The sequence below is a fragment of the uncultured Cyclobacterium sp. genome, assembly GCF_963977555.1.
Taxonomy (GTDB): Bacteria; Bacteroidota; Bacteroidia; order Cytophagales; family Cyclobacteriaceae; genus Cyclobacterium.
Genome location: NZ_CAXBPD010000016.1, coordinates 1 through 19,262, shown reverse-complemented (window position 1 = coordinate 19,262; position 19,262 = coordinate 1). Strand labels below are relative to the sequence as shown.

The 19,262-nt window shown below is 39.3% G+C and carries 17 protein-coding genes; 16 read left to right on the top strand and 1 reads right to left on the bottom strand.

Annotated elements, in window-relative coordinates:
• Window positions 1–10: 10 nt before the first annotated feature.
• From AAC073_RS18095 to AAC073_RS18020, 16 genes are all read left to right on the top strand, one after another.
• A complete protein-coding gene (locus AAC073_RS18095; protein ID WP_339925212.1) occupies window positions 11–598 on the top strand; it encodes a TetR/AcrR family transcriptional regulator in 588 nt (195 codons plus the stop codon).
• Window positions 595–1,728, top strand: coding sequence for a hypothetical protein (locus AAC073_RS18090; protein ID WP_339925211.1), 1,134 nt, complete (start codon window positions 595–597; stop codon window positions 1,726–1,728). The genes AAC073_RS18095 and AAC073_RS18090 overlap by 4 nt, the downstream gene beginning before the upstream one ends.
• A gap of 10 nt (window positions 1,729–1,738) precedes the next feature.
• A complete protein-coding gene (locus tag AAC073_RS18085) occupies window positions 1,739–2,446 on the top strand; it encodes an ABC transporter ATP-binding protein (protein WP_339925210.1) in 708 nt (235 codons plus the stop codon).
• The gene (locus AAC073_RS18080; protein WP_339925209.1) at window positions 2,443–3,600 is read left to right on the top strand and encodes an FtsX-like permease family protein; all 1,158 of its coding nucleotides are present in this window, start codon (window positions 2,443–2,445) and stop codon (window positions 3,598–3,600) included. Before AAC073_RS18085 ends, AAC073_RS18080 begins: the two co-directional genes overlap by 4 nt.
• Complete coding sequence (locus tag AAC073_RS18075) at window positions 3,597–4,871, top strand: FtsX-like permease family protein (protein WP_339925208.1); 1,275 nt, start codon at window positions 3,597–3,599, stop codon at window positions 4,869–4,871. Before AAC073_RS18080 ends, AAC073_RS18075 begins: the two co-directional genes overlap by 4 nt.
• Window positions 4,872–4,933: 62 nt before the next feature.
• Complete coding sequence (locus AAC073_RS18070; protein ID WP_339925207.1) at window positions 4,934–5,671, top strand: outer membrane lipoprotein-sorting protein; 738 nt, start codon at window positions 4,934–4,936, stop codon at window positions 5,669–5,671.
• A 124-nt stretch (window positions 5,672–5,795) separates the two neighbouring features.
• The gene (locus tag AAC073_RS18065; RefSeq protein ID WP_339925206.1) at window positions 5,796–7,265 is read left to right on the top strand and encodes an alpha-L-fucosidase; all 1,470 of its coding nucleotides are present in this window, start codon (window positions 5,796–5,798) and stop codon (window positions 7,263–7,265) included.
• Between the two features lie 30 nt (window positions 7,266–7,295).
• Window positions 7,296–9,002, top strand: a complete 1,707-nt coding sequence (locus tag AAC073_RS18060) for an ATP-binding protein (RefSeq protein WP_339925205.1) — start codon at window positions 7,296–7,298, stop codon at window positions 9,000–9,002.
• A complete protein-coding gene (locus AAC073_RS18055; RefSeq protein ID WP_339925204.1) occupies window positions 8,995–9,627 on the top strand; it encodes a response regulator transcription factor in 633 nt (210 codons plus the stop codon). The genes AAC073_RS18060 and AAC073_RS18055 overlap by 8 nt, the downstream gene beginning before the upstream one ends.
• 138 nt (window positions 9,628–9,765) lie before the next feature.
• Entirely contained in the window at window positions 9,766–10,059 is a 294-nt protein-coding gene (locus AAC073_RS18050; protein ID WP_339925203.1) for a hypothetical protein, read from the top strand.
• 177 nt (window positions 10,060–10,236) lie between these two features.
• Window positions 10,237–10,626, top strand: coding sequence for a hypothetical protein (locus tag AAC073_RS18045; RefSeq protein ID WP_339925202.1), 390 nt, complete (start codon window positions 10,237–10,239; stop codon window positions 10,624–10,626).
• Window positions 10,627–10,933: 307 nt separating this feature from the next.
• Window positions 10,934–11,848 carry a phospholipase A gene (locus AAC073_RS18040; protein WP_339925201.1) on the top strand — a complete coding sequence of 305 codons (915 nt, stop codon included), beginning with the start codon at window positions 10,934–10,936 and terminating at the stop codon, window positions 11,846–11,848.
• A gap of 381 nt (window positions 11,849–12,229) precedes the next feature.
• Window positions 12,230–13,603, top strand: coding sequence for an efflux transporter outer membrane subunit (locus AAC073_RS18035; protein WP_339925200.1), 1,374 nt, complete (start codon window positions 12,230–12,232; stop codon window positions 13,601–13,603).
• Window positions 13,600–14,766, top strand: a complete 1,167-nt coding sequence (locus tag AAC073_RS18030) for an efflux RND transporter periplasmic adaptor subunit (protein WP_339925199.1) — start codon at window positions 13,600–13,602, stop codon at window positions 14,764–14,766. Before AAC073_RS18035 ends, AAC073_RS18030 begins: the two co-directional genes overlap by 4 nt.
• Before the next feature lie 8 nt (window positions 14,767–14,774).
• Window positions 14,775–17,885: an efflux RND transporter permease subunit gene (locus AAC073_RS18025; RefSeq protein ID WP_339925198.1), complete on the top strand. Its 3,111-nt coding sequence runs from the start codon at window positions 14,775–14,777 to the stop codon at window positions 17,883–17,885.
• A gap of 47 nt (window positions 17,886–17,932) precedes the next feature.
• A complete protein-coding gene (locus tag AAC073_RS18020) occupies window positions 17,933–18,361 on the top strand; it encodes a DsrE family protein (protein ID WP_339925197.1) in 429 nt (142 codons plus the stop codon).
• A 22-nt stretch (window positions 18,362–18,383) separates the two neighbouring features.
• On the opposite strand, the gene AAC073_RS18015 is transcribed toward AAC073_RS18020, so the two are convergent.
• Complete coding sequence (locus AAC073_RS18015) at window positions 18,384–19,055, bottom strand: MarC family protein (RefSeq protein ID WP_339925196.1); 672 nt, start codon at window positions 19,053–19,055, stop codon at window positions 18,384–18,386.
• Window positions 19,056–19,262: the final 207 nt, after the last annotated feature.

Below are 19,262 nucleotides of genomic sequence, written 5' to 3'. Positions count from 1 at the left end.
ACATAATAACTTGAAAAAGCGAACGAAAAGCCAACAGGCCCTAATAAAAGCAGCCAAGGATTGTTTCTGGAAATATGGAATCAAAAAGGTAACTGTAGAAGAAATATGTGATACTGCCGGTGTTAGCAAGATGACTTATTATCGAAGTTTTGCCAACAAAATGGAAATCGCTGAAACCGTGCTTACAGACATTATAAAAACCGGTGAAGATGCATTTGATGAGATCATGGAGAGAAACATTGATTTTCCACAAAAGATTAAAGGTGTCGTTTTACTGGAGCATGAATATTCAAAAGGAATAAGTCAGGATTTTATTTCTGATATCATAAACAATGAAGACAAGGAGTTAAAACTCCTTATGGCAAATGCCAACCAAAGAGGTCAGGAAAAATTAATTACCCATATAAAGGCTGCACAGAAAGAAGGATGGGTCAGAAAAGACCTGCATTTTCCTTTCTTAATTTACATGATGAAAGACATCAACCATAAACTTATGGATGAAAATTTAACCGCCATGTATGAAACCACTGAGGATTTGATAATGGAAATGATCAATTTCTTCTTTTACGGCATTGTATCTCCTGAGAAACTCAAATGAAAACCAATGTCCTCATATTGCTTTTAAGCTGCTATTTCATTCAACAAGCCATGGCTCAAAAGGATGTTTTCCATGGTCAAGCTTCCTTAGTAAGCAGTTATAGCCCTAAAAATGAGCTGCCAATTTTTTTTGGAGCCAGGTATATTCCTGAATTAAGGATTAACAATGGTATAGACTCAATAAAAAGCATTGACCTGGTTGCCTCAGCGAATATTTCTAGTACTGTTCTTTTTGCTGACCTTAATTCGGCTGAATCCAATTTAAATATCAACCCTTACCGAATTTGGATAAGGTACAGTTCCAGTCAGTTTGAGCTTAGGCTTGGCTTGCAAAAGATTGACTTTGGTTCAGCCGCTATTTTACGTCCCTTACAATGGTTCAACCAGATAGACCCTAGAGATCCACTTCAACTGACCAATGGGGTTTATGGCATTATGGGCCGCTATACCTTTTTAAACAACGCTAATATTAGACTTTGGGGGCTTTATGGCAATGAGAAGGCAAGGGGATTTGATGTGGTTCCTACCAATAAAGCCATTCCGGAGTTTGGTGGTAGAATTCAAAATCCGGTTCCCAAAGGTGAATTGGCTTTTTCCTATCACCACCGGTCTGCCAATTCAATGACCCTCAGTCAAGTCAATACTTTGAACAATATTCCTGAAAATAGATTTGCCTTAGACGGAAAATGGGATTTGGGCGTAGGCATCTGGTTTGAATCGGTTTATGTTCATCGTAACAAAGATTTGGGAAACCTGACCAACCAAACCTTGTTCAATTTAGGTATTGATTATACCTTACCCTTGGGTACAGGACTAAATGCTGTTTTGGAACACATGCAAATTAATTTTGACGAGGAGGATTTGGCCTTAAACAACGCCTTACATGTTACTGCTGCTTCGCTAACGTATCCTTTAAGCTTTTTCGACAATCTTACTACTGTCATGTATTATGATTGGCGCACCAACAATACAAGCTTTTTTCTAAACTATTCTCATCAATTCAAAAGATTAACAGGATACCTTATGGGGTATTATAATCCTGAATCTATACAGCAGGGTGTTCAACAAAATGAATTTGTCAACCAGTTTAAAGGCCCGGGTTTAAGGCTAATGTTGGTCTATAACCACTAATAAAATGATTATGGAAAAAATAATTTCACTGACACATGTAACCAAAAAATTTGAAGTAGGAGACGGCTATTTTACTGCACTGAATGATGTTTCCTTGTCTTTTAATGCTAGTGAGTTTGCCGGATTTGTCGGACCTAGCGGCTCCGGGAAGACCACCCTGTTAAACATAATAGGGTCTTTGGACAGTCCCACTGCAGGTGAAGCGAGGGTTATGGGGAAGGATATCGCAAAACTCAGCCATAAGGATTCTGCACAATTAAGGAATTTGCATATTGGCTTTATATTTCAGGTTTTTAACCTTTTACCAGTATATACGGTGTTTGAAAATGTAGAATTTGCTCTACTTCTCCAGGATGTTGGCAAAGAGGAAAGAAAGAAGGCAGTTATGGATGCTTTGGAATGGGTAGGATTAGAAAGTATGGCCAATAAAAGGCCCGATAAATTGTCCGGTGGAGAAGGCCAAAGGGTAGCCATAGCAAGGGCAATGGTTAAACGCCCAAAGATATTGTTGGCCGATGAACCAACCGCCAACCTGGACTCTGCCAATGCGCATGCGATTTTAAAAACCATGAAAACCTTGAACAAGGAATTGGGAACAACTTTCCTATTTTCCACCCATGACGAAAAAGTTATGGCTTATTTGAACCGGACCATTTCTTTGAAGGATGGAAAAGTAGTTTCTGATCTTGAGAATATAAACCAGAAGGTAGAAGCATGAAATTGGCCTTTACACTAGCCTACAAAAACCTCATAGGAGCTGGATTGAGAACCTGGTTGAATGTCGGTATACTTGCCTTTGCTTTTATACTCATCATCTTCTATAATGGCCTGTTGGATGGGTGGAATCAACAGGCCCGGCTGGATACCATCAATTGGGAAATTGGATATGGGGAATTGAGGACCGAAAATTACGATCCCCTGGATCCATTCTCCATTCAGGATGCCCATAGGGTTTATAAGGCAGAGAAATTTCCTCAGCTGACACCTATTTTGATCCGGCAGGCAACCATTTACCCACATGGTAGGATGCTTTCAATTGCCCTAAAAGGTATACCTTCAGATCAAACCCAGCTGCGACTTCCTACCTCTTATCTAAGCACGGAAATGGATGTCATACCTGCAATTATAGGGAAGCGCATGGCAGATGGCGCGAAATTAAAAGAAGGGGAGGAAGTACTATTGCGTTGGAGAGACAAGAATGGAACATTTGATGCCAGGAGCATAACCATAGTTAAAATTTTTGACTCGGATGTTGGCAGCATTGATTCAGGCCAGATATGGATAAGCCTCGAGCAGTTACAGTCCCTAACAGGCCTCAAGGAGGAAGCCACCTATTTCGTTGCAAACGAAGAATATTCTCACCAAAGATTAAATAATTGGACTTTTGTTAACCAGGAAGAATTGCTTCAAAATATAAACGAAATTATAGCCTCTAAGAAAATCTCAGGATCCATAATGTATCTTATGCTGTTGGCCATCGCTTTATTGGCCATTTTTGATACGCAAGTCTTGTCCGTTTTCCGCAGGCAAAAAGAAATTGGAACCTATGTCGCCATGGGAATGACCCCAAGTCAGGTGGTGGTTTTATTTACCATGGAAGGAAGCATGTATAGTTTTTTAGCCATGTTGGTAGGAGGACTCGTTGGGTTACCTATTTTTACTTATTTGGCCATGAAAGGAATTTCTTTTCCTGATGTGACACAAGACATGGGCGTAACCATGGCTTCAAGAATATTTCCTGTATTCGGAATACAGCTTATTTTAGGGACCATGGTATTGGTGATTGTCTCCGCCACAATTGTAAGTTTTTTACCAGCTAAAAAAATTGCTTACATGAATCCCGTTGAAGCATTAAAAGGAAAGCTACAATGATTAGATTTTTATTTAAAGGAATTCTGAGAGACAAAAATAGGAGCATGCTCCCTATCATTGTAATATCCCTTGGAGTAACACTCACGATAGTTTTGAGTGGATTTCTTAATGGTGCCATGACAGATATGGTGGATCAAAATGCCAAATTTGAAACTGGTCATGTGAAAATCATGGCCAGAGCCTATGCTGAGAACAAAGACCAGCTCCCCAATGACCTCGCTTTACTTGGTGTAGACAGTCTGATAGCTGATCTTAAGGTAAATTATCCTGATTTACAATGGGTCAAAAGAATTCGTTTTGGCGGAATTCTTGATGCTCCGGATGGCAACGGAGAATCCAAAGGACAAGGACCTGCAGCTGGTATAGCCATAAATCTTTTGAATGCATCAAGTGGTGAAGTGGCACGAATGAATCTCTCCAATTCTATTGTATCTGGAAGTCTCCCTAAAAATGCCAAAGAAGCACTTATTGGAGATGAATTTGCCAGCAAATTGAAGCTTAATGTTGGAGATGAAGTGACCTACTTTGGCACAACTATGAATGGCAGTATGACTTTCCAAAACTTTATAATAAGTGGGACCATTCGCTTCGGTATTGCTGCAATGGATAGAGGTGCTATTCTTCTGGACATTACCTCCGCCCAAGAGATGTTGGACATGAAAGATGGAACAGGAGAAATACTAGGTTTTTACAAGAATGGGGTTTACGACGATAAAAGTGCTATAGCATTGGAAACAGCCTTTAATAAAAGGTTTGAAGACAATCCAGATGAATATGCTCCGGAAATGTTTACGCTTCGTGCACAGAATAATTTGGGTGATCTTCTGGATTATGCCAATAATATGTCAGCTATCTTTGTGATCATCTTTGTGGGGGCCATGTCGGTGGTATTGTGGAATACAGGGCTAATTGGAGGACTAAGGCGTTACCAGGAATTTGGTATTCGTTTGGCACTAGGAGAGTCCAAAGGTAAAATTTACCGTTCCTTGGTTTTAGAAGCTACCTTTATTGGAATTATAGGCTCCCTTGTAGGTACAAGCTTAGGACTCCTTGGAGCTTTTTACCTGCAAAACTATGGCATCAACATAGAAGGAATGGTGGATAATTCATCCATGATGATGCCTACAGTAATGCGAGCTAAGGTAACGCCAGCGCTTTACTATATAGGTTTTATCCCTGGTGTTTTCGCTATGGTTTTTGGCAATATGCTCTCAGGAATCGGAATTTATAAAAGAGAAACTGCCAGTCTGTTCAAGGAATTAGAGGTATAAATTATTAGGATCAAATTACCTATCTAAATATGATTTTCCATTGATTATAAATAAATAAAATCATGAAAAACCGATTGATTATAGCTTGCCTTTTGTCCATCTGGATCCTTCAGGCCAAGGCCCAGGATGCCAATGCCATCCTAGAAAAAGTGGACAAAAACATGGTCTCTAAAACAGAAATCACCGAATCAGAGATGGTTATCAGAGGCAAAAGAAATGTTCAAACCATTGGTTCAAAATCTTATACTGAGGGCAATCAAAAATCCTTTACCGAATACCTCTATCCAGAAAGAGAAAGAGGTACTAAAATGCTGAAACTTGGCGACCGATTGTGGATTTATTCTCCCTCTACAGAACGTACCATTCAACTCTCAGGGCACATGTTACGTCAATCGGTAATGGGTTCAGACTTGTCTTATGAAGACATGATGGAAGATCGGAAACTATCTGAAATCTACTCTGGTACTGTTCTGGGAGAAGAAGTCCTAGAAGGAAGAAAAGTCTATGTTTTAGAATTAATTGCCTCTGTAGAGGATATTAGTTACTATAAACGAAAATTATGGATTGATCAGGAGCGATACATTCCTCTTCAAGAAGAGTTGTTTGCAAAAAGCGGGCAATTATTGAAAAAAACGGTAATGTCTGAAATCGAACAAATTGACGGTCGCTGGTACCCAAAAAAAATTAATTTTAAGGATGTTTTAAAAGCTGGAGAAGGGACAGATTTTATCCTTAAAAAGGTGCAGTTTAATCCCCCCATTCCGGCTTATATTTTCACCAAGGCCTCATTAAAGAAATAATGAATTGATTAAGCAATTACCACTTATCCTTTCTTGTAGCCCATGACTTTTAATTTCTTCCGCCAGGATAGCGGAATTATCTGTAACAATAGTTAGCTTTATTTCTGCCCACAAGATTGTTACTATGGATAAAGTAGCACCTTTAAAAGAAAACTACAGTGAACCAAGTCCACAATCAGGTTTAAATTTTAGTTTATTGTCAATACAACAGATGATTAAATCAATTCAATTTCGATCACTTGCTCTATTTTTAATTTTTAGCTCAAAGGCCCTTCTCGCACAAATTCCCTTGCCCACAGAAGCACAATTGGCTTGGCAAAATGCAGAACAGGTAGCTGTTTTTCATTATGACCTGCATGTTTTTGATGGGGTTAAATACAATCAGGCAAAGAATAGAATTACACCTATTGAAGATTACAATATATTCAATCCGGAAAAACTCGATACCGACCAGTGGATAAAAGCGGCCAAGGATGCAGGATGTAAAATTGCCATCCTTACAGCTACCCATGAAACTGGTTTTGCCTTGTACCAAAGTGATGTCAATCCTTATTCACTAAAAGCAGTCAAATGGCAAGATGGAAAGGGGGACATAGTCAGGGACTTTGTAGCTTCATGCAGAAAATATGGTGTTTCACCTGGAATTTATATAGGGATTCGTTGGAATTCCTTTTATGGTGTTCACGATTTTAAGGTAAATGGAGACAATGATTTTGCCAAGGAAAGGCAAGCCCATTACAATAGGATTTCTGAAGGAATGGTTGAAGAATTGATGTCCCGGTATGGAGAGTTGGCCATTGTTTGGTTTGATGGTGGAGCCCATGGACCTGAACAAGGTGGTCCAGATGTGCTGTCCATTTTTGAAAAACACCAACCTAATGGGCTTTTTTATCATAACTTACAAAGGGCTGATATTCGCTGGGGAGGAAGTGAAACCGGAACAGTGCCCTATCCTTGCTGGGGGACCTATATCACTCCCTCTTGGTTTAATAATAGGGGAGACGAAGATAATTTCAATCCACTAAAGTATGGGTATCCTGATGGTAAATATTATATTCCGGCAATGAGTGATGCCCCCCTGAGGGGTTATAACGGAAGGCATGAATGGTTTTGGGAACCAGGGGATGATGCCCATATTTACCCTTTGGCTGACTTTATGAACATGTATTATAAATCTGTTGGAAGAAATTCCACTTTGATTATAGGCTTGACGCCAAACCCTGATGGGTTCCTTCCTGAGCCAGATGTGAAAAGGTTAAAGGAATGGGGAGATGAAATCAAGCAAAGGTTTTCTAACCCTATCGCAGAGACATCCGGCACGGGTGAAACTTTTAAAATAGCCTTACCCTCAAAACAAACCATTAACCACCTAGTTTTGATGGAGGACATTACTTTTGGGGAAAGAGTTAGGGAGTTTACTGTAGAGGGGAAAACAGGTGGTAATTGGGAAATTATCTTTCAGGGTAGTGTAATTGGTCATAAGTTTATTCATCGATTCGATGAGCAGGAATTTTCCGCTTTCAGACTTAAAATCAATGCCTCAGTAGAACAAGCAAAAATTTTGAGTTTTAGCGTTTACAATACTAACGAGTAAGGCTATTAGGGTAAAAGAAATAAGAATAAAATGAAAAGTATAAGGTCATGGATAATCTTATTAATTAATTCTCTGGTAATCCTTGTAGTGGTGATTCTCTCTATTTTTTCTTATAAGGAATTTAAGAGAGCCCTCGACGAAAGGGTACTGTTACAACTTACTTCTATTAAAAGGCTAAAAAGAATACAGTTGGAAGCTTTTTTAAACAGTGAGATTGGTACTTTTATTAACGACAAGGATAAATTAGAAGGCGCTAGCTTAAAAGATCCTTATCTTCAATTTTCTGATAATGTTGATATAGAGTGTTTGAAAAACAAGTTGTATTTATTCCCTAGTGAGCAAATACTGGTGGACCTAACTTCCTGTTCTACAGATGGTGAAGTAATTATCGCAATGGTGAAGAAAGTGGAAAATAATATCAGGCAAATCCAATTAATAGAAAATGATGGCATTCAGGAAATATTGATGGAACGCACTGGGATGGGTGAAAGTGGTGAGACCTATCTGGTAGGAACTGATTATCGGTTGAGATCTTTGTCAAGGTTCTTTCCAGACCAGGCTCCGGGCCAAATTCTGGCCAAAACAAAAGGAGCGGAGCAAGCACTGTTAGGTGTTGATGGAATTGGAATTTTTGAAGATTACAGAGGAGTCCCCGTTTACAGTTCCTACCACACATTGGATATTCCTTACCTTAACTGGGCTATTTTATCTGAAATGGATGTAGAGGAGGTGACTACCCCGCTTTTAAAGATGAGAAACAAGCTTATCTTAATATCAACACTAGTCTTACTCTTCGCTCTTACCTTTTCCTTTTTTATTACAGTTGTATTAACAAAGCCTCTTTTGAAAATGAGATTTTTCCTCAATAATATGACGCGGGGAAATTATGATTTCAAAATCGTCAATACTTATCCTACCAAAGAAATCAATGAAATGTTTGTGGCTTTGGAAAAACTACAGAAATCCATAAATGAAGCCATTCAATTCTCCTCAGAGATAGGTAATATGAACATGAAGGCAAAGTATCAATTGTCTGGAGAAGGGGATTTGCTTGGAAAATCATTGGTCCTCATGCAGGAAAAATTAAAAGAATATGAAAATGCTGAAAACGTAAGTCGCTTGTTGGCAAAAAAATCTTTGATTGAAGGACAAGAAAATGAACGAAAACGATTATCCAAGGATTTGCATGATGGACTTGGTCCTTTGCTTACTAGCCTGAAGTTGATGGTGCAAACTTCAGATTTATCTGTAAATGACAAAAAGAAAATCAATTTAGTAGTGGATGGCACCATAGATGAAATCCGGAGAATGACTTATAATTTAATGCCTACAGTACTGGTGGATTTTGGTGTTGGCAAAGCATTGTCAAGTTTTATTGAAAGAATGAATAAAACCAGTGGAGTAGAAATTTTTTATGAAGATGTAACAAAAGGAAAGGATGGAGAATTAACCATAGATTTAGATATTTGTATTTTTAGGGTTTGTCAGGAATTGATTAACAATTCACTGAAGCACTCTGGAGCAAAAAAGATAACCATTTCATTAACAGAATTTAGTGACAAGCTCTCCCTGTATTACCTGGACAATGGAACTGGCTTTGACCTCACTACTATAAAATATGGGGCAGGCTTGAGAAACATTAGAGAGCGAATAGAGATTTTTAATGGATACCTAAGCATTAAATCTGATGCGAATGGTACTGAAGTAGAAGTAGAAATACCCTTAAAAGATGGATAAATTCAAAATTGCAATTGTAGATGATCACCAGTTATTTAGAGATGGAATCCATTCCTTGTTGTCTAAGCAGGAAAACATAGACGTAGTGATCAGTGCAGAAAATGGTAAAGATTTCTTTAATAAACTCAAAACTGGTATTGAGCCTGAGCTCCTATTACTGGACCTTACCATGCCAGAAATGAATGGTTTTGAAGTACTTTTAAGGTTGAAAAAAAAGTATCCTCAAATCAAGGCAATTGCTATTTCCATGCATGATGATGGCAATTATATCATGCAGTCCATCAGGGGTGGCGCCTATGGCTATCTGCTTAAAAATGCTGATGAAGAAGAATTACTACTGGCAATTGATACCGTACTCAATGGAAAGAAATACTTTAACCAGGAAATCTCCCAAAGAATGATCAATATTATGTCCCTTGAAGGAGTCAGTCCTAAAAAGCTGTCGCCAAAAGAAATGGAAATATTAAAATTAATAGCCGATGGCCAAACCACTAAGGAAATTGCACAAAAACTCTTCATCAGTACACGTACAGTAGAGACCCATCGAAATAACATGATGAAGAAGCTGGAGGTCAAAAACACCCCTGAATTGATCAATAAGGCTTCCCAACTGAGTTTATTGTAAAGAACATCCGTATAAATACGGATACTTTTTAACGTAATTAAACCTACTATAATTTACCGATTTTCTTAGAGTATCCATACCCATTGTTTAGCGTTAAATTTACTAGACAAAAGATATAAATTGAAAAACGGTACTCCTATGAAAAGTTTATTAATAGCCTTCGCTTTTATGACTGTTGCTACTTTCAGTTATGCACAGAGTAATAATGACTTAAAAGGTCCTGCTGCAAAAAACCAAAAACCTTGGCAGAATACTGAAAAAGCCAATAAGATTTACACTTTAGAAACTTCTTCTAAAGCCCAAGGTCCATCTGCAAAGAATAAAAAATCTTGGAAATCTAAAGCCAAAAATTACCAACAAGTAACGTTGGTTTCAAATAAAACCAGGCTTACAGGTCCAAAAGCAAAAAACGCAAAAGTTTGGAAAAACTAATCGCCTAAAAATATTTAGTGCAGAAGCCTTGCCTTTAAAACGGCAAGGCTTTTTTTTTGCCTATATTCCCTTATTACCAGAAATATATTTTTATTACTCCTATTATGAATTCATTATAAGGTTGGTTATTTATACACTTTTTTGAACATGTATCCTGGTTCGATGTTTTGTTTATCTATGAAAGAAAAACTGGAATCTTCAAGACCAACAATCCAAAATCTATCATTCCCTAAAGGGATAGGCAAAGAAGAATTATTTCAAAATTTGGTAATTCGACCGGTTGTCAAATTATTGCATGATTTATTAATGGTACATTTTAAGCAGTATTTGACAACAAAGAAAATTGCGTTTAGTCAATTATCTGAAAAAGAAAAAACCAATTTCATTGAAAGTTCCTTCAACAAAGACTTGACATTTAGAAGTGAAATTCGAGGCTTGGTTATAGGTCATTTTTCTACTGATGAATTTCTTTTGTATGCCACCATGCAGCGTGGATTAAATAAACGAATCAATTCAATTTTAAAGGAAAGAATAAATAGCAATAGGCAAAATTTTATTGATGAGTAGATAGGGAACCACAACTATTATAATTTTTGCCACCGTTCTAAACTTAACTATTTTTAAAGATTCAAGTATAATTATACTTTAGAATCCCCATATCACTCAGCGTTCTCTACTAAAAGCACTCCTACGCCTCCCCACAAAGATTTTTTCTTGATAGGGGGTCGAAATCAGGTTTTTAGATAGAATAGTACCATTTAAGGCCTATTTATTTGATTTTGATGCCAAGTTTTGCTTAAGTTTGATATATAGCTGTTAAGCATTCGATGTGCACCCATTTACAACTCCTGTCTTAACAAAATCATTTTTAAATTTGAATAAATTAAAAAACTGTAGTAGGTCATCCAAAAATGGATTGGTTTTACTATATTTTCTATTCTCATTCTTCACACTTGCCAACGCCCAAATCAGGGAATTGCAATCAATGTGGGAAGACCAGATTGATACAAGTGCCTTCAGCTTTAGAACCCAGAACTACCTTCAAATATCAGAGGAGGAATTTTTGGACCTTTATGATGCACAACCTAGCTTCGGTATGTTTCGTGACAATTATTTTATTACAGGGGTACCCACAAACAAGGATATTAACAAACAAACAGCTGATGTCAAATACCAGATAAGTGTTAGTCAGCGGTTGACCAAGTCTAGGCTGCCCTTTCGAACTTCACTATTACTCACTTATACCCAGAAATCATTTTGGGACATTTACGAAAATTCTTCCCCTTTTGCTGATAACAATTACAATCCGGGAATAACCCTGATTAGGCCAGTATTAAATAATCAGCAGTTAAAAGGAGGCGTTGCGCTTTCCCTTGAACATGAATCAAACGGCCTGGATTCCATTTATTCCAGAAGTTGGAATTTCATTACCCTCTCAGGAGTGTATTTCTACAATGCCAATATTTCCCTTCAGGGCAAAATGTGGGCTGGGGTTTTAGGAGATGAAAACAAGGACCTTTTCAGATACCGGGGATATGGATTATTGGCTATGAATTACCGCAGTTACAATGATAATTTTTGGGCAAGCCTGGTGCTGAATCCAAGTAAAAAATTTAACGCTGTCAACACCATTGTAGAATTAAATTTCAAACCAATATCTTCTTCCAACCAATACCTATTTATTCAATGGTACAATGGTTACGGCGAAAACCTTTATGACTACAACCAATATACCACGATGGTTAGATTTGGACTCTGCATCAAACCAGCCATGCGAAATTTTTATTGAATAATATAAATCCTCTAACCTTTTAGTAAGTGTGACAAGCTCCCTTATTTTAGAACATTGGAGTGGAAGGTTTAAATTCAATAATAACCAACTGATTAGAATAAAGACTTCAGTTTTTAGCAAATCTATAGGATCTAATTATTTCCATCCGTTATAAAGTAGGACAATATGGTTATCAATTTACCCTTAAACATATCTTACTTTTAATAGTTAGACAGTTAAATGAAATAGTTGCCTTTGGATACCAACTGTTTTTTGTTATCTTCAAAAAAAACCCAATGACTATTGTATTATAACCAATTATTAAGCTTGCTCTCCAATTGCACAATTCGAGCCTTAAGAAAGTCCTTCTTTCCACTCATTAAGTGCAGCGTCGCAATCTTGCTAACCTTTGGGTGTGGAAATAAGGTCACAACAAGAGACGTTCCAGTAGCGCTTCCGGAAAGTTTTTCCCTTCCGACAGGCGCTTCCGAACTTGATACTGACTGGTGGACATTTTTTCAAGATTCACAACTAAATGCTTTGGTAGATTCTGCTATCAAGCACAATTTAGAGTTGAAAAGTTCTTGGTTTCAGGTGGCACAAGAAGCCAGTAATGTGGCTATAATTGCCTCTCAGAGAGTTCCACAAGTATTTTTAGAACTACAAGGTGGTGCAAGTAGGCCTGCCCCTGATTTTGTAGGTGGAGAAAACACACAATTGTCCCTGCGAACCAGCTACGAAGTAGATCTCTGGGGCAGGGTAAAGCAAAGTAAACTGGCAGCAGAAAACAGGTTAGTAGCAAGTTACTTAGATTATCAAACTCTTGCCATTACCATAGCCGGAGAGGTATCATTGACTTGGTTTTCTATCCAGGCTTTCCAGGAACAACTGGAATTGATCCAAGAACAAACGGAATACAACCAACAAGTTCTGGCATTGATTCGAGCAAGGTTTGCAAGTGGGCAGGTGAGAGGGGTGGACATCCTTCGCCAGGAACAATTGATTGAAAACACAAAAGAAGAAGCGCTTTCTGTACAGATGGAGCTTAAAACATTGAACAATAGACTTTCAGTTTTATTGGGGATTGCTCCAGGCATGCTTTCTATCTCTCAGGAGGGCAAATTGCCACGCCTGAGTTCCTTACCTGATGCAGGCTTGCCCATGGAATTGATCAATAGACGCCCCGACATCCAAAGCAGCTTCAACCGCATGCAGGCTGCAGACAGGGAAGTGGCAGTAGCCATTAGCAATAAGTATCCTAGACTATCATTTAACCTCACTGGAGCGTTGAGATCCAATACACTCACCAATCTTGTAGAGTCCCAGGCAGCATCTTTAACGGGCAGCTTATTGATGCCACTCTTTTACGGTGGGCGATTAAATGCCGAAAAGAAACAAGCAGAAGCCTTTAGAAATCAGCAGGTTCAAGAATATGGTCAAACCATTTTACAGGCACTTCAGGAGGTAGAGGATGCGATGGTGAGAGAAAGTCTCCAACAAGAAATAATACAAAACCTAGAAAATCAATTGAACCTTGCAGAGCGAGCTTTTCAGCAATTGCGGGTTGAATACCTAAACGGCTCCATTGCTTATCTTGATGTACTGGTCACCCTGGATCAGATGCAACAATTAAAAAGAGAATTGGTCACAGAAAAACTGAATTTGCTTTTGTACAGGGTTTCACTTTATCGAGCCCTTGCAGGAGGCTTCCAAACGCCCATCGAAAACGAGGGAGAATTCAGCATAAATGAAAACACAATCCCGACAAAATGACTAAAAAGAAAACCATATTTATAAGCATGGGATTATTGATTGGCAGTATCCTAATCGCCGTGCTCTTCTTTTGGACAGCACCTGAAGCTGAAATGGAAGGCGCCTCCAAAACCACTGCCATGCTAGTAGATGTTGTACAAGCAAAGCAAGGTGATTTTACGCCCACTATTGTGGCGACAGGCATAGTTCAACCAGCTACTGACATTTCTCTAAGCAATCAGGTAGGAGGGGAAATCACTCGAATTGCTAACCAATTTCTTCCCGGGGCCTATGTGAAAAAAGGTGATCTGCTCTTACAAATTAATCCTGCAGATTTTGAAAATACGCTTTTGTTGAGGAAAAGTGATTTGTCCCTGGCTCAATCGGACTACGAGGTTGAGCTGGGTCGTCAGGATGTAGCCCTTAAAGATTATGAATTGATAGGAGATGAGCTTACTTCAGAAAATCAGAACCTGGTGCTTAGAAAGCCACAGCTATTAGCGGCAAAGGCCAATGTAGAGGCCGCCGAAGCTGCAGTTAGCCAAGCCACTTTAAATTTGAATAGGGCAAGCATCCGTGCACCTTTTGATGCGCATATTTTGTCAAGAAATGTAAATCTAGGATCTCAAATTACTCCAGGATCCGACTTGGGACGTTTGGTGGGTATTGATGAATATTGGGTAATGGCCAATATACCCCTTTCTAAAGTCAATTGGCTTTCCATTGGAGAAGATGCGGATGGAACAGGTTCACCAGTAAAAATTGTCCATCCAGCAGCTTGGGAACAAGGTCAATTTCGTGAAGGCAATGTCTCAAGACTGGTAGGAGCCTTGGACAACCAAACCCGTTTGGCCAGGGTTATTATCCGCATTGCGGACCCTTTATTAAGGAGAAAACCCAATCCAGATAAACCACCCTTGATCATCGGTACCTTTGTGGAAGTTCAAATTGAAGCAAGTAAATTAGAGAATGTAACCCGCTTGGAGCGACAATACATTCGACCTGGAAACACCGTTTGGGTGATTCAAGAGGGTAAATTAAACATACGTAAAGTCAATATCCTATTTGAGGACCAGGATTTTGCCTATATTAATGAGGGCTTGTCTGCCAACGAACAAGTGGTGGCAACAGATCTTGCCACGGTGGTCGATGGTTCACCCCTTCGTTTGGATGCAGATAAATAGTTAAAACCATGCAGGAACCAACAAACCTAGAAACTGAAAAAGGGGCGATTGCCTTTATGGCCAGAAGACCAATCATCACCAATCTGCTGATGGTAATTTTACTGTTTGGTGGCGTGTACACCATGTATTCCATACAAAAAGAGGTTTTCCCACAGTTTCAATTGGACATAGTAGAAGTATCTGTCCAATACCCGGGAGCTGCCCCAGAGGAGGTAGAGCAAGGAATTGTCTTGCCTGTAGAGGAAAAAGTTCGGGAAGTTCAAGGCATTAAGGAAATAATTTCTCAAGCGGATGAAGGTTCAGGAACCATAGAAATCTGGTTGATTCCTGGAACTGACCGGATGAAGGCCCTGCAGGACATCAACCAAGCAGTAAGCCGGATACAAACCTTTCCCGATGACATTGAAAGGCCTCAGATTGTCCTCCAAAATCAACAGATGGATGTGATGCAGGTGGGGATTTATGGCAATGTAGATGTCTGGACCCTTAGAATTTTAGCAGAAAGATTGCGAACAAGATTACTAAGCGACGATCAGATCACTCAGGTTGAAATTGGAAATGTGCCAGATTTTGTAACGCATGTAGAAATTCCTAGAAATACCCTGTTAAAATATAACCTTACCTTGGGTCAGGTGGCCGATTTGATTGAAAATTCAAGCCGAGACATTCCTGCTGGATCCATAGAAACCCTCTCCGGGGAGATTCTCCTAAGGATGGAAGAACGCAAACTGGTGGCGGAAGAATTTGCTACCATAGATATAATATCTTCTGAATCTGGCTCTACGGTTACATTAGGAGATATTGCCAGTATACGAGATGGCTTTGAAGAAGTGGGTTTTAACGGCCAGTTTGAACAGCAAAACACGGTGGACCTGGAAGTCTTCCGAATTGGAAATCAATCTCCTTTGGATATAGAAGCCACCGTAAAAGAAATCCTAGAGGAGTTTAGGCCTAGTTTACCTCCAGGCGTAAAAGTGCGAATTGAAAGCAACAGAGCAGAAGATTTTCGCGAAAGGCTCTCTTTGCTTACCGAAAATGGCCTTATGGCCATCATTATTGTGCTCGTCATTTTAGGCTTGTTCCTTGAATACCGATTGGCTTTCTGGGTAATGATGGGCATGACCATTTCATTTGTAGGGGCCATGATTTTTCTTCCAGCGGTAGGAATCAGTGTCAACATGATTTCTATGTTTGGTTTTTTAATTGTTATGGGAATTGTGGTAGATGATGCCATTGTCGTTGGCGAAAACATTTACGAGTACCGGCAAAAAGGCTATTCCCACATGGATGCAGCAATTTTAGGTGCCAAAGATGTTTCTAAACCAGTTATTGTAAGTGTACTGACTACCATCATGGCATTTGTGCCCTTATTATTTATTCCCGGTGAAACGGGGAAATATTGGTGGCCATTACCTGTAGTGGTAATAGTTGTACTCTTTGTTTCCCTATTTGAAGCCCTATTCATTTTACCATCTCATGTAACCAAGCCACCTAAAGAAAAGAAGCATCCTTGGGTAAAAAAGTTGGAGACCTGGCAGGGAGCCATTGCATCAGGGTTCAATCGCTTTATCAATACTTACTACAAGCCCTTTCTTGACCTTTGTCTGCGCAATCGTTACCTCACTTTTTCTGCAGCCATCTCACTATTGATTCTAGTAGGAGGCTTTGGGTACAGCGATCACATGGGCATGGTGCTAATGCCTGAAGTGGCTGCAGATGAGATTGAAGCTGCAGTGCGACTTCCTGTAGGGACCACCAATGACCAGGCAGCAAAAGTGGCCGTAGAAATCACTAACAATACCCATAAAATGTTTGAGACCTACAACCTTTATGAGGTGGCTTATGGTGTCAAAACCAATGTTCGGGGAAAAGATTTTATAGATGTGGAAATCGTCATGAAACCACCGGATCAGCGGGATATGAGTCCAAAAGAACTGATCGCACTTTGGCGCGAAAACATTGGAGACATCAAGGGAGTAGACCAAATCAATTTTGAGGCGGAGCGAGGTCCAGGAGGTGCCCGACAAGACATCAGTGTAGATTTGAGCCATCCTGATATCAACGTTTTAGAGCGAGCAAGTCAAGCTTTTCTGGAACGAGTGGCGACCTTCACCGAAACCAGAGATGTGAGTGATAATTATAACAAAGGTAAACTTCAGTTGGGTTTTGAATTGCTTCCTGAAGGCAGGAACCTAGGACTGACACCCAATATGGTGGGACAACAAGTTCGAGACGCCTTTTTCGGTGCCTTGGCCATGCGCCAGCTGCGAGGTATCAACGAATTTGAGGTTCGGGTAAAACTTCCCTTAGAAGAACGAAAAGACATTAATTACCTGGAGGATTTCATTGTTCAGGCACCGGATGGCACTGCTGTACCTTTATTGGATGTGGTACGTATAAAGGAGGGTGAGACCTTTACAAACATCAACCGAAGAGATGGCAAGAGGGTGGTCAATGTTGGAATGGACGTGGAACCTGCTGCTGCGCAAACCCGTGTGCTTAAAGCTTTAAATGAGCGTGTCTTGCCCCAGTTGCGGGCAGATTTTCCAGGAATTGCCTGGACGTATGAAGGAAGCCAAGCGGAAATGCGGGAATCCACCGATGCCTTATGGTCAGGATTTATTATTGCCATGCTGCTGATATTTTGTCTTTTGACCATTGCTTTGGGAAGCTATTCTCAGCCCATTATCATTATGCTTGCCATACCCTTTGGGCTTGTAGGTGCTGTTATTGGTCATATTTTACTTGGCTATGATTTGTCATTGGTAAGTTTAATGGGGGTGATTGCTTTGTCAGGAGTGGTGGTAAACGATTCTCTTATTATGATTGACTATGCCAATAAAAACAGGGGAGATTTAACTGCTTATGAAGCCATTCACGAAGCAGGAGTAAGGCGTTTTCGTCCAATCGTATTGACTACCTTGACCACCTTTGGTGGCTTAACACCTATTATTTTAGAGACATCTAGCCAAGCCTTCCAATTGATTCCCATGGCTATTTCACTGGGATTTGGAATCATTTTCGCAACGGCCATTATATTGGTAATTGTTCCTTGTCTTTACATGATTTTTGAAGATTTGGTGGAAGCTTTAAAGCCAAAAGAAAAAGTGAATGCATAAATTCACCATTTAAAAAATGGATAAAATTTGAGAAAATAAGCAAATTTATGAAATATATTAGTTCTTTAATCCTGTTCATGCTGTTGATAAGCAGTCCATTATTGCTTTCTGCCCAAGTGGTAGACCAAGAAGTACATCAGGTCGTTTTTCAAGTCACCAAAGGGGAAGTTGCTGACCAAAATAAAGCCATTGCTCAGCTCAATAATATCCTAAAAGCATTGCCAAATGCTGAAATAGAAGTGGTTTGCCACAGTGCTGCGCTGCCAATGGTTTTGAAAGAAAAGAGCCAGGTATTAGAGGGTATAGTTAAACTACAAAGCAGGGGAGTGGTTTTTGCCGCTTGTGAAAACACCATGCGCAGGGCCAAGGCGAGCAAAGAAGACTTGGTTGACGGAGCCCTTACAGTTCCTTCCGGACTCGCAGAAATCATAGTCAAGCAGGAGCAAGGTTGGGCTTACATCAAAGCAGGTAATTAATTACTTGAGTACCTCTTATTTTTTAATCTTTTGATTTCACAGCCGATCCTCCTTCCATCCAATTTGGGAAAACCTCACCCAAACCTTCAACCATAAATTGAACGGCAATTGCAGCAACTATTAAACCAAATAATCGGGTAAATCCTACAAAAACAATGTCATCCACCTTATTTTCTATCTTATAGGAAAAACTAAAAACAATAAAAAGGAAAAAGTAGCTGACCAACAAAACGCCAGATAGTCCGGTATAAGTAGCCGAACCAGTTGCTCGAAAACTGTACAATAATACTGTAGTTATTGACCCGGGCCCGGCCAAAATGGGAATGACAAGGGGAACCAAAACTTTTTCAAACCTAAGTTTTGCCAATTCAAAGTTGGTATCTGCCTCTTCTTTTATCTCCTCTAATTTAGTAGCAGATCCATTGATCATAGACAAGGCAGTGAACATCAAAAGAAAACCTCCTGCAATTTTAAAAACTTCAATATCAATATTAAAAAACACTAAAATATATTCCCCCAGAAGTAAAAATATAAGTAGCGTAAAGAAGGAAGTGCCTGTAACCATAAGGGCAATTTTTCTCCTAACTTTTGGCGTGGCATCGCCTGTCATATCATACCATATAGGAATAAGCCCAATGGGGTTTACCATGGCCAGCATTGCTGCTAAAAAGTTTAGATTTAGATTCCAATCCATATTAAATATTATTGGGATTAAACATCAGAATTGTTCCGCAGAATGCATGCCAATTTTAACATTGAATTTTCTGAAAATTGGAACCCCTCGGACAGGGAAAAAGAGAAATAAAGCAGAAGGATTATGGAAAATTTAAATTTATCCCAATTCATTTAATTGAATAAGGCGCTTTTTAAATGGTATAAATAGGGCTATATTGCTAGTAAA

Coding starts and splice junctions, on each gene's coding strand:
- AAC073_RS18090 (WP_339925211.1), top strand. CDS start 595: ATGAAAACCAATGTCCTCATATTGCTTTTAAGCTGCTATTTCATTCAA.
- AAC073_RS18085 (WP_339925210.1), top strand. CDS start 1,739: ATGGAAAAAATAATTTCACTGACACATGTAACCAAAAAATTTGAAGTA.
- AAC073_RS18080 (WP_339925209.1), top strand. CDS start 2,443: ATGAAATTGGCCTTTACACTAGCCTACAAAAACCTCATAGGAGCTGGA.
- AAC073_RS18075 (WP_339925208.1), top strand. CDS start 3,597: ATGATTAGATTTTTATTTAAAGGAATTCTGAGAGACAAAAATAGGAGC.
- AAC073_RS18070 (WP_339925207.1), top strand. CDS start 4,934: ATGAAAAACCGATTGATTATAGCTTGCCTTTTGTCCATCTGGATCCTT.
- AAC073_RS18065 (WP_339925206.1), top strand. CDS start 5,796: ATGGATAAAGTAGCACCTTTAAAAGAAAACTACAGTGAACCAAGTCCA.
- AAC073_RS18060 (WP_339925205.1), top strand. CDS start 7,296: ATGAAAAGTATAAGGTCATGGATAATCTTATTAATTAATTCTCTGGTA.
- AAC073_RS18055 (WP_339925204.1), top strand. CDS start 8,995: ATGGATAAATTCAAAATTGCAATTGTAGATGATCACCAGTTATTTAGA.
- AAC073_RS18050 (WP_339925203.1), top strand. CDS start 9,766: ATGAAAAGTTTATTAATAGCCTTCGCTTTTATGACTGTTGCTACTTTC.
- AAC073_RS18045 (WP_339925202.1), top strand. CDS start 10,237: ATGAAAGAAAAACTGGAATCTTCAAGACCAACAATCCAAAATCTATCA.
- AAC073_RS18030 (WP_339925199.1), top strand. CDS start 13,600: ATGACTAAAAAGAAAACCATATTTATAAGCATGGGATTATTGATTGGC.
- AAC073_RS18025 (WP_339925198.1), top strand. CDS start 14,775: ATGCAGGAACCAACAAACCTAGAAACTGAAAAAGGGGCGATTGCCTTT.
- AAC073_RS18020 (WP_339925197.1), top strand. CDS start 17,933: ATGAAATATATTAGTTCTTTAATCCTGTTCATGCTGTTGATAAGCAGT.
- AAC073_RS18015 (WP_339925196.1), bottom strand. CDS start 19,055: ATGGATTGGAATCTAAATCTAAACTTTTTAGCAGCAATGCTGGCCATG.